Here is an 11,126-nt window from a genome sequence, read left to right on the forward strand (position 1 = left end):
ATATTGGCGTTAATCTAACCAGTTCACAATTTGCGAAAGACAGGGATGAGGTTGTGGCGCGCGCCTTTGCTGCGGGTGTAAACGGCATGCTTCTGACCGGAACAAACCTGCATGAAAGCCAGCAGGCGCTAAAGTTGGCACAGCATTATCCACATTGCTGGTCCACAGCTGGCGTCCACCCGCATGACAGTAGCCAATGGCAATCCTCAACAGAGGCGGAAATTATTGCACTGGCGAACCAGTCCGAAGTGGTCGCCATTGGTGAGTGTGGCCTGGATTTCAATCGTAATTACTCCACTGCGCAGGAACAGGAACGGGCTTTTGAGGCGCAATTGCGTATTGCCGCCGAATTGCAGATGCCTGTTTTCATGCATTGTCGGGATGCCCACGAACGTTTTCTGACGCTGCTGGAACCCTGGCTGGACAGCCTCCCCGGCGCAGTGCTGCACTGTTTCACTGGCTCGCGCCGGGAGATGCAGGACTGCGTGGACAGAGGGCTTTATATCGGGATTACCGGATGGGTCTGCGATGAGCGTCGGGGTATGGAACTACGGGAGCTACTGCCGTTTATCCCGGTGGAAAGGCTGCTGATAGAAACAGACGCGCCCTATTTACTCCCACGCGATCTGGCCCCGAAGCCGACTTCCCGACGCAATGAACCTGCACACCTGCCGCATATTCTTGAGCGTATTGCGCACTGGCGCGGGGAAGATCCTCAGTGGCTATCAACGGCGATTGATGCCAACGTCAGAACGTTATTCGAAGTGACCTTCTGAGTCAGTCTGTTTATATTTTTCGAAAGCCGGTGTTTTTCACGCTCTGCTTAACCTCTTTATTCAACAGGTTAAGCAGGAGCATGGAACGTGCTTCGCCGTCGGGTTCGGTGAAAATCGCCTTCAACCCTTCAAATGCCCCTTCAGTGATAATGACGCAGTCTCCAGGATGCGGCGTTTCCGGGTCAACAATTCCTTCGGGCTTGTAGATAGAAAGCTGGTGAATGACGGGAGAGGGGACGGTGGCTGGTGTCGCTCCAAAACGTACAAAATGGCTAACGCCACGTGTCGCATTGATGGTCGTGGTGTGGATCACTTCCGGATCGAACTCGACAAACATGTAATTAGGGAAAAGTGGCTCACTGACTGTGGTACGTTTACCACGCACCATTTTTTCCAGGGTGATCATTGGCGTCAAACAGTTTACTGCTTGTCTTTCCAGGTGTTCCTGGGCACGTTGAAGTTGCCCGCGTTTGCAGTACAGTAAATACCAGGCTTGCATAATAACTCTTATCCGCTTGTTCTGAGCGCAAGCATAGCAAAAGTCATTATACACTTCATCTTTCAAGCCTCATCGGTGCTGGTTGCCAGAGTTCACGCTAATTTAACAAAAATACAGCATCACAATGATGAACGCCGTATAATGAGGCGCTTACACAGAGGCCATAATGGACGCCATGAAATATCACGATTTACGCGACTTCCTGACGCAGCTTGAACAGCAGGGCGAGCTCAAACGCATTACGCTTCCAGTGGATCCCCATCTGGAGATCACTGAAATTGCCGATCGCACCTTGCGTGCCGGTGGGCCTGCGCTGTTGTTTGAGAATCCAAAAGGCTATTCAATGCCGGTGCTGTGCAATCTGTTTGGCACGCCGAAGCGTGTCGCTATGGGGATGGGGCAAGAAGATGTCTCAGCACTACGGGAAGTTGGTAAGCTGTTGGCGTTTTTGAAAGAGCCGGAGCCGCCGAAAGGATTCCGCGATCTGTTTGATAAGCTGCCACAGTTCAAGCAGGTGCTGAACATGCCGACCAAACGGCTACGCGGTGCGCCTTGTCAGCAAAAAATCTACTCAGGCGATGACGTTGATTTAAATCGTATACCGATCATGACCTGCTGGCCGGAAGATGCAGCGCCTCTGATTACATGGGGACTCACCGTCACGCGTGGTCCGCATAAAGAGCGACAGAATCTGGGTATTTATCGCCAACAGTTGATTGGCAAAAATAAGCTCATTATGCGTTGGCTTTCACATCGTGGCGGCGCGCTGGATTATCAGGAGTGGTGCGCTGCACACCCTGGTGAGCGTTTCCCAGTCTCCGTTGCGTTAGGGGCAGACCCGGCGACCATTCTGGGCGCGGTGACCCCTGTACCTGATACATTATCAGAGTACGCCTTCGCCGGGCTGCTGCGTGGCACCAAGACCGAAGTCGTCAAATGCATCTCCAACGATCTCGAAGTACCCGCCAGCGCTGAAATCGTACTGGAAGGTTATATCGAGCCGGGTGAACTGGCACCGGAAGGACCGTATGGCGATCATACGGGTTATTACAATGAAGTGGATAGCTTCCCGGTTTTCACCGTCACCCACATTACCCAACGTGAAGATGCGATTTATCACTCCACCTACACCGGACGCCCACCAGATGAGCCAGCGGTTCTCGGTGTGGCGCTGAATGAGGTCTTTGTTCCTATTCTGCAAAAGCAGTTCCCGGAAATCGTCGACTTTTATCTGCCGCCGGAAGGTTGTTCTTATCGACTGGCCGTGGTGACGATGAAAAAACAGTACGCGGGTCATGCCAAACGCGTCATGATGGGCGTTTGGTCATTTTTGCGTCAGTTTATGTACACCAAATTTGTTATTGTCTGCGATGATGATGTCAACGCACGTGACTGGAACGATGTGATTTGGGCAATTACTACCCGTATGGACCCGGCCCGGGATACGGTACTGGTAGAGAATACGCCGATTGATTACCTGGATTTTGCCTCGCCGGTTTCCGGCCTTGGTTCAAAAATGGGGCTGGATGCCACAAATAAATGGCCGGGTGAAACCCAACGAGAGTGGGGACGCCCGATTAAAAAAGATCCTGAAGTGACTGCGCGTATTGACGCAATTTGGGATGAATTAGCCATCTTTAATGACGGCAAAAGCGCCTGAGGCGCGATCGTTTTGCCTATTGATCCGACAGAGAGAGCGCATGACAACCTTAAGCTGTAAAGTGACCTCGGTAGAAGCTATCACTGACACCGTATATCGCGTACGTTTAGTGCCGGACGCGGCGTTTTCCTTTCGTGCAGGTCAGTATTTAATGGTCGTGATGGACGAACGTGATAAACGCCCGTTCTCCATGGCATCTACGCCGGATGAGCATGGGTTCATTGAGCTGCACGTGGGTGCTTCTGAGCTAAATCTTTATGCCATGGCTGTTATGGACCGAATTCTGAAAGATCGGGAAATTAAGGTCGATATCCCACACGGTGAAGCCTGGCTGAGGGATGATGAGAATCGTCCGCTGATCCTGATTGCCGGAGGTACAGGGTTCTCTTACGTGCGTTCTATTCTGCTTACCGCACTGGCGCGCAATCCAAACCGCGATATCACTATTTACTGGGGCGGGCGCGAAGAGAAGCATCTCTACGATCTCTCAGAGCTGGAAGCATTGTCGGTGAATCACCCGAACCTGCGCGTTGAGCCGGTGGTAGAGCAGCCTGAAGACGGCTGGCGTGGTCGTACGGGAACCGTATTAACGGCAGTATTACAGGATTACGGCACTCTGGCGGAACATGATATTTATATCGCCGGGCGTTTCGAGATGGCTAAAATCGCGCGCGACCTGTTCTGCAATGAACGTAGTGCGCGTGAAGATCGCCTGTTTGGCGACGCTTTCGCGTTCATTTAAGCGCTGTGCGCCGGATCCCTTCCGGCGCATCCATTACCAACCTTACTTCTTCTAACTGGGTGCAAACCCGGTCTTGTTGTTTCTCTTTTTCAGCATATTTTTTAGTAAACATGTTTTTTCTATCTATTAATCATAAAACTGAGTTTTGTGACGGGTTTCATTTTGTTTAGTAAACAAAATGGGCAAGCTGTATCGCATCACATTGCGGGACGTCAGCGAGGGAAAACCATGAGGCTCGGACTGGATATCGGCGGGACTAAAATTGAAGCGGTGGTGATTGATAACGCAGGTGAAATTGTTTTCTGCGAGCGAAGTGCGACACCAAAGCAGAGTTACGGTGATTTTTTCCAGGCTGTGACCGAGATGATTGCTAAGGCGAGACAGGCCGTTAATCAGCCTTTATCGGTGGGTATCGGGGTGCCCGGCGCGGTGGATAGCGAAGGTTTGATTAAGAATTCCAATATCCTGGTGCTGAATCAGCAGGCCTTTGCTCAAGACCTTGAGCGAGCGTTAGGAATACCCGTGCCTGTTACTAATGATGCCAACTGCTTTACCCTGTCGGAAGCGATGGACGGTAGCGGACACGGGCATAACGTGGTATTTGGCGTGATCCTCGGTACCGGTTGCGGCGGTGGTCTGTGCTTCGATAATCGGTTGGTCTCCGGTCCTAACGCCTGTGCCGGAGAGTGGGGACATAATGCATTGCCGCGCTACCATGAATCTCGGGACGGGGCTGAAGTGACATGCTATTGCGGACAGGTGAACTGTATTGAGAGCTTTATTTCCGGCAGCGGCCTGGAGCGTCAGTATATGAATCACACCGCGCAACATGCAGGTGTGCCACAAATTATGCAACGGGTAGAATCGGGTGATACGGTAGCCTGTTTGTTATGGGAACGCTATTGCGATCAGCTGGCGCGCGCGTTGGCGGGGGTGGTGAATACGCTCGATCCCGATGTTATCGTGCTGGGCGGTGGGGTATCCAATATCACTTTACTGTATTCAGGCTTGCAGGCGCGAGTGGCGCAGTACGTATTTGGTAAACAGTGCCGTACGCCGATCGTTCAGGCCCGACACGGTGACAGCAGCGGCGTACGCGGCGCGGCCTGGCTGGGGGCGCAAAAGGACAGCGTAAATCAATGAGAGTGACATGACGAAACCTGTACGTATCAGGGACATTGCCGAAGCTTGTGGTGTCTCGGTTGGCGCGGTTTCCCGCGCCCTGAAAGGGCAGCCGGGGCTACGTGAAGATACCCGGCTGCGCATTATTTCTGTGGCGCAGCAGCAGGGTTATGATTTTTCCCGTCTGCGCACTGACAAGATCAAACGCGTCCTGTTTTTGCTGCACCGCCAGCACAATATCAGCCGGGCATTGCCGTTTTATTCTCAACTGCTGCTGGGGATAGAAGATAACTGTCGTGACCATGGTATTGCGCTGAGCTTTCTCTCCATTGGTCCAGGCGATGCAGTGAGTGAGCAGGTGATGTTGCACCAGCCTGATGCGCTGATCTGCGCGGGATTTTTTGAGCCTGAATTACTTGGCTTGCTGCAACAGATGAAACTGCCGTTGGTGCTGGTGGATCTCTGGGCGCCGGGCCTGCCTTGCGTGAACCCGGACAATACCCAGGGCGGTTATCTGGCCACGCAACATCTGATTGCACAAGGGCGCAGCCGTATCGCTTTTCTTGCCAGTTCGCTTGCGCACTACAGCATCCGTCAGCGCGAGAAGGGCTACCGTCAGGCATTGTATGAGGCCCGTTTGCTGATGCCGCCAGAATACGACGCCGTTGCGCCACCGCTGCTGGATACCGAGCAATCCCTGGTGGAAGCGGTTAATGAGCTTTTCAGGCTGCCGGAGCCGCCTGATGCCATTTTTGCCTATAACGACGCGGCGGCGATGGTTGTTCAGCGGGTGTGTGCGCAGCAGGATATACGTATCCCGGAAGATCTCGCGCTGGTGGGGTTTGATGATATCGATGCTGCGGCCTGGTCACATCCGCCGCTGACCACTATTGCGGTTGATAAAAAGCAACTGGGGCGTGAAGCGCTGCGTTTATTGCTGGAAGAGAAACTGGAAGAGAATCTGCTGTTGCCGGTGCAATTAGTGGTGCGTGGTAGTTCAGGTAAATAAAAAACCCGCCCCTGACAGGCGGGAAGAACGGCAACTAAACCTTTCCCCGTCATAATTCACTCTGCCTCTTTGTTGGCTGCCTTTGCTCACCCCGGTCACATAGTTATCTATGCTCCCGGGGATTCGCTCAGTTGCCGCCGCGATGCAGCGCGAATTATTTAGGGGAATTTATCTTTGATTAAACTCGCTCAAATACAGTTGCGATGCCCTGGCCTAACCCGATACACATCGTTGCCAGACCAAACTGCACGTCTTTGCGTTCCATCAGGTTGAGCAGGGTGGTGCTAATCCGCGCACCGGAACATCCCAGTGGGTGGCCCAGGGCGATCGCGCCGCCGTTGAGGTTGATCTTCTCGTCTATCTGCTCCATCAGCCCCAGATCTTTAATGCACGGCAGGATCTGGGCGGCAAAGGCTTCGTTCATCTCAAACAAGCCGATGTCGCTGGTGGAGAGTCCCGCTTTTTTCAGCGCCAGTTTTGAGGCCGGAACCGGACCGTAACCCATGATTGACGGGTCGCAGCCAACAACAGCCATCGAACGAATACGGGCACGCGGCGTCAGACCCAGCTCACGGGCGCGACTTTCACTCATGACCAGCATTGCCGCTGCTCCGTCGGAGAGCGCGGAGGAGGTACCGGCAGTGACCGTTCCGCTCACCGGATCGAACGCCGGGCGCAGGGTGGATAGCGCTTCGACAGTGGTTTCCGGACGAATAACCTCATCATAGTTAAACTGTTTCAGCACGCCGTCGGCATCATGACCGCCGGTCGGGATGATTTCGTTTTTAAATGCGCCAGACTGTGTTGCAGCCCAGGCGCGAGCATGTGAACGTGCGGCGAAAGCATCCTGCATTTCACGACTGATACCGTGCATACGCGAGAGCATTTCTGCCGTCAGCCCCATCATCCCCGCCGCTTTTGCTACGTTGCGGCTCATGCCCGGATGGAAATCAACGCCGTGGCTCATTGGTACATGGCCCATATGCTCCACGCCACCAATCAGGCACGCCTGAGCATCGCCGGTCATGATCATACGTGCCGCGTCGTGCAGCGCCTGCATCGAGGAACCGCACAGGCGGTTGACGGTGACCGCCGGAACGGAGTGCGGAATTTCTGCCAGCAGCGCGGCGTTACGGGCAATGTTGAAACCCTGCTCCAGCGTTTGCTGCACACAGCCCCAGTAAATGTCATCCAGCGCGGTTGGCTCCAGCGCCGGATTACGCGCCAGCAGGCTACGCATTAAATGTGCGGAGAGATCTTCTGCCCGTACGTTACGAAACGCACCCCCTTTCGAACGGCCCATCGGGGTACGGATCGCATCAACAATTACAACCTGTTCCATTGTGACTCCTTAAGCCGTTTTCAGGCTGCCAACCGGGCGGGCAGGCTCAACCTGGGGATAATACGGTTCGTTATGGCGCGCTTTGTCACGCAGACCGGCCGGAACTTCATACAGCGGGCCAAGGTGCTGATACTGTTGAGCCATATCGAGATACTTCGCGCTGCCGAGCGTATCCAGCCAGCGGAACGCGCCGCCGTGGAACGGAGGGAAGCCCAGGCCATACACCAGTGCCATATCGGCTTCTGCCGGGCTGGCGATAATGCCTTCTTCCAGACAACGCACCACTTCGTTGACCATTGGGATCATCATGCGGGCGATAATTTCTTCATCGCTAAAGTCGCGCTTCGGCTGGCTGATATCTGCCAGCAAACCGTCAACGGTGGCATCCTCTTCTTTTTTCGGCTTGCCCTTGTTGTCTTCTTTATAACGCCAGAATCCAAGACCGTTTTTCTGTCCGAAACGGTTAGCATCAAACAGGGCGTCTATCGCGTCGCGATAATCTTTCTGCATACGCTGAGGGAAGCCTGCGGACATCACTGCCTGCGCGTGATGTGCGGTATCAATTCCCACCACGTCCAGCAGATAAGCCGGGCCCATCGGCCAGCCAAACTGTTTTTCCATGACTTTGTCGACTTTGCGGAAATCCGCCCCATCGCGCAGCAACTGGCTGAAACCGGCAAAATATGGGAACAGCACGCGGTTCACGAAGAAACCGGGGCAATCGTTGACCACAATTGGCGTTTTGCCCATCTGGCTTGCCCACGCGACAACTTTGGCGATGGTTTCATCCGAGCTTTTCTCGCCGCGAATGATCTCAACCAGTGGCATGCGATGTACTGGGTTAAAGAAGTGCATCCCACAGAAGTTTTCCGGGCGCTTGAGCGCGCTGGCCAGCTCGTTGATTGGGATGGTAGAGGTATTCGACGCTAGTACGGTGTCCGGGCGAACTTTGTCTTCAGTCTCCGCCAGCACCGCTTTTTTCACTTTCGGGTTTTCTACGACCGCTTCAACCACCACATCCACACGCTCAAAACCGCTATAGTCGAGGGTTGGATGAATAGTGGAAATCACGCCCGCCATTTTCAGACCGTCAATTTTGCCGCGCTCAAGCTGTTTGTTCAGCAGTTTGGCCGCTTCGGTCATGCCCAGCGTTAATGATTTGTCGTTGATATCTTTCATCACAACCGGCACGCCTTTCCAGGCTGACTGGTAAGCGATGCCACCGCCCATAATGCCTGCACCCAGCACTGCCGCTTGCTTTGGTGCTTCAATATTTTTGGTGAGCTTTTTGGCTTTGGCTTTCACGAACTGATCGTTAAGGAAGATCCCAACCAGCGCGCGAGCTTCACTGGTGTGCGCCAGTGGCACAAAGCTTTTATTTTCCAGATTCAGTGCTTCTTCACGGCCAAAACGAGCCGCTGCTTCAATGGTTTTTACCGCGGTAATCGGTGCGGGATAATGCTTACCTGCCGTCTGCGCCACCATGCCTTTGGCGATGGTAAAGCTCATAGCCGCTTCAATTTTGCTGAGTTTCAACGGCTCCAGCTTCGGCTGACGTTTGGCTTTCCAGTCAAGGTCGCCGTTAATCGCCTGACGTAATACGGCAATCGCGCCATCAAGCAGTTTGTCTTGCTTCACCACGCCATCGACCAGGCCGATTTTTAGCGCCTGGTCAGCGCCAACATCTTTACCTGCAGCAATGATTTCCAGCGCGCTGTCCGCGCCCAGCATACGTGGCATACGCACGGAACCGCCAAAGCCCGGCATAATGCCCAGTTTGGTTTCCGGCAGGCCAATGCGCAGGTCTGGTGTTGCCAGACGATAATCGGTTGCCAGGACACACTCGCAGCCACCGCCCAGCGCGTAACCGTTTACCGCAGAGAGGGTCGGAACAGGCAGATCTTCGAGGCGGTTAAAGACGCTGTTGGCAAAATGCAGCCACTGGCTTAACTGTTCTTCAGGCACGAGGAACAGTGAAAGGAATTCGGTGATATCGGCACCAACAATAAAGGCTGCTTTGTTAGAACGCAGCAGCAGCCCTTTTAAATTCGGTTGTTTTTCCAGCACATCAAGCGCATGGCCCAGGCTGGCAACGGTGGCCGTGTCGAGTTTATTGACCGAACCAGGGGCATCGAACACCAGTTCGGCGATGCCATCTTCCAGCCAGTCGAGGTACAGGGTGTCGCCTTTGTAAAGCATGTCAGTCTCCTGAATCCGCAAGGTGATCTGGTCATACCAGATGAATCGAAGTGTGTATTTTGTGTTAAAAAAATGCAAATGAATGATTAAAGAAATGACGATTTGATCACGCTCGGCAGAAATCACGCACTCACAAGGCGATGTGCTAAGATGCGGAGACTTGAGGTCAAAAAAACAGAAGGATAGAAAATGGAATCACTGGCCGCTCTCTATAAAAATCATATCGTTACCCTACAAGAACGGACGCGCGACGCACTGGAACGCTTTAAGCTGGATGCGTTACTTATTCACTCAGGTGAGCTGATTAACGTCTTTCTCGACGATCATCCATATCCGTTTAAGGTTAATCCGCAGTTCAAAGCCTGGGTGCCTGTAACGCAGGTTCCTAACTGCTGGTTGCTGGTGGATGGCGTGAACAAGCCGAAACTGTGGTTCTACCTGCCGGTCGATTACTGGCACAACGTTGAGCCGCTGCCGACCTCCTTCTGGACGGAAGAAATTGAGATCATCGCGCTGCCAAAAGCGGATGGTATTGGTAGTCAACTGCCTGCTGCTCGCGGCAATATCGGTTACATTGGTCCGGTTCCGGAACGCGCACTGCAGCTGGATATCGCGGCCAGCAACATCAACCCGAAAGGGGTGATCGACTACCTGCACTATTACCGCGCCTATAAAACAGATTACGAACTGGCCTGTATGCGCGAAGCGCAGAAAATGGCGGTGAATGGACACCGTGCCGCGGAAGAAGCGTTCCGTTCCGGAATGAGCGAGTTTGACATCAACCTCGCTTACCTGACGGCTACCGGTCATCGTGACACCGACGTGCCGTACAGCAATATCGTTGCACTTAACGAGCATGCTTCGGTTCTGCATTACACCAAGCTGGATCATCAGGCTCCGTCTGAAATCCGCAGCTTCCTGCTGGACGCGGGTGCGGAATATAACGGCTATGCGGCAGACCTGACGCGTACCTGGTCGGCGAAAAGCGACAACGACTATGCGCATCTGGTGAAAGATGTGAATGACGAGCAACTGGCGCTGATTGCCACGATGAAAGCAGGCACCAGCTATGTGGATTACCACATTCAGTTCCATCAGCGCATCGCGAAACTGCTGCGTAAGCATCAAATCATCACCGATATGAGTGAAGAGGCGATGGTAGAAAACGATCTTACCGGGCCGTTTATGCCGCACGGCATTGGTCACCCGCTGGGTCTGCAGGTGCATGATGTTGCTGGCTTTATGCAGGATGATACGGGCACACACCTTGCCGCGCCGTCGAAGTATCCTTATCTGCGTTGCACCCGCGTTTTGCAACCGGGCATGGTTCTGACCATCGAACCGGGCATCTACTTTATTGAATCGCTGTTGGCACCGTGGCGTGAAGGGCAATTCAGCAAACACTTCAACTGGCAGAAAATCGAAGCCCTGAAGCCGTTCGGCGGGATTCGTATTGAAGACAACGTGGTTGTCCACGAGAGCAATATTGAAAACATGACCCGGGATTTGAAACTGGCGTAATGGACAGTTGGTTAATCCCTGCGGCGCCGGTTAGCGTCGTTGAAGAGATCAAAAAAAGCCGCTTCATTACGTTGCTCGCCCATACGGACGGTGTAGAAGCGGCGAAAGCGTTTGTTGAGTCAGTCAGAGCGGAACACCCGGATGCACGTCATCATTGTGTGGCGTGGGTGGCGGGTGCGCCCAATGACTCGCAACAACTGGGATTTTCAGACGATGGCGAACCGGCGGGTACCGCAGGCAAACCGATGCTCGCTCA

General features: G+C 53.6%; 10 protein-coding genes. 7 read left to right on the forward strand and 3 right to left on the reverse strand.

The window, feature by feature from the left end:
• Nucleotides 1-2: 2 nt before the first annotated feature.
• Entirely contained in the window at nucleotides 3-776 is a 774-nt protein-coding gene (gene tatD, locus FDX03_RS10405; RefSeq protein WP_249357033.1) for a 3'-5' ssDNA/RNA exonuclease TatD, read from the forward strand.
• A 10-nt stretch (nucleotides 777-786) separates the two neighbouring features.
• Here tatD and rfaH read toward each other — a convergent pair whose 3' ends face one another.
• Nucleotides 787-1,275, reverse strand: coding sequence for a transcription/translation regulatory transformer protein RfaH (gene rfaH / locus FDX03_RS10410; protein ID WP_005133248.1), 489 nt, complete (start codon nucleotides 1,273-1,275; stop codon nucleotides 787-789).
• A 166-nt stretch (nucleotides 1,276-1,441) separates the two neighbouring features.
• Between rfaH and ubiD the strand changes: the two genes are divergently transcribed.
• From ubiD to FDX03_RS10430, 4 genes are all read left to right on the forward strand, one after another.
• Complete coding sequence (gene ubiD / locus FDX03_RS10415; RefSeq protein WP_048214094.1) at nucleotides 1,442-2,935, forward strand: 4-hydroxy-3-polyprenylbenzoate decarboxylase; 1,494 nt, start codon at nucleotides 1,442-1,444, stop codon at nucleotides 2,933-2,935.
• A 40-nt stretch (nucleotides 2,936-2,975) separates the two neighbouring features.
• Nucleotides 2,976-3,677, forward strand: a complete 702-nt coding sequence (gene fre / locus FDX03_RS10420) for an NAD(P)H-flavin reductase (protein WP_048214095.1) — start codon at nucleotides 2,976-2,978, stop codon at nucleotides 3,675-3,677.
• A gap of 228 nt (nucleotides 3,678-3,905) precedes the next feature.
• Nucleotides 3,906-4,820 (forward strand): ROK family protein, encoded by a 915-nt coding sequence (locus FDX03_RS10425; RefSeq protein WP_137345899.1) that lies wholly within the window; start codon nucleotides 3,906-3,908, stop codon nucleotides 4,818-4,820.
• 7 nt (nucleotides 4,821-4,827) lie between these two features.
• On the forward strand, nucleotides 4,828-5,808 hold the full coding sequence (locus tag FDX03_RS10430; RefSeq protein WP_137345900.1) for a LacI family DNA-binding transcriptional regulator: 981 nt from the start codon (nucleotides 4,828-4,830) through the stop codon (nucleotides 5,806-5,808).
• Nucleotides 5,809-5,986: 178 nt separating this feature from the next.
• On the opposite strand, the gene fadA is transcribed toward FDX03_RS10430, so the two are convergent.
• On the reverse strand, nucleotides 5,987-7,150 hold the full coding sequence (gene fadA / locus FDX03_RS10435; RefSeq protein ID WP_061066935.1) for an acetyl-CoA C-acyltransferase FadA: 1,164 nt from the start codon (nucleotides 7,148-7,150) through the stop codon (nucleotides 5,987-5,989).
• 9 nt (nucleotides 7,151-7,159) lie between these two features.
• Nucleotides 7,160-9,349: a fatty acid oxidation complex subunit alpha FadB gene (fadB, locus tag FDX03_RS10440; protein ID WP_061066936.1), complete on the reverse strand. Its 2,190-nt coding sequence runs from the start codon at nucleotides 9,347-9,349 to the stop codon at nucleotides 7,160-7,162.
• A 189-nt stretch (nucleotides 9,350-9,538) separates the two neighbouring features.
• Here fadB and pepQ point away from each other — a divergent pair, with 189 nt between their 5' ends.
• Together pepQ and FDX03_RS23250 are read left to right on the forward strand one after the other, a co-directional pair.
• Nucleotides 9,539-10,870, forward strand: a complete 1,332-nt coding sequence (gene pepQ, locus FDX03_RS10445) for a Xaa-Pro dipeptidase (RefSeq protein ID WP_115644186.1) — start codon at nucleotides 9,539-9,541, stop codon at nucleotides 10,868-10,870.
• Nucleotides 10,870-11,126: YigZ family protein (locus FDX03_RS23250; RefSeq protein WP_249357034.1), on the forward strand; the 257-nt coding region annotated here is incomplete at its 3' end. The genes pepQ and FDX03_RS23250, both read left to right, overlap by 1 nt.

The sequence above is a fragment of the Citrobacter sp. wls827 genome, assembly GCF_005280875.1.
Classification (GTDB): Bacteria; Pseudomonadota; Gammaproteobacteria; order Enterobacterales; family Enterobacteriaceae; genus Citrobacter; species Citrobacter youngae.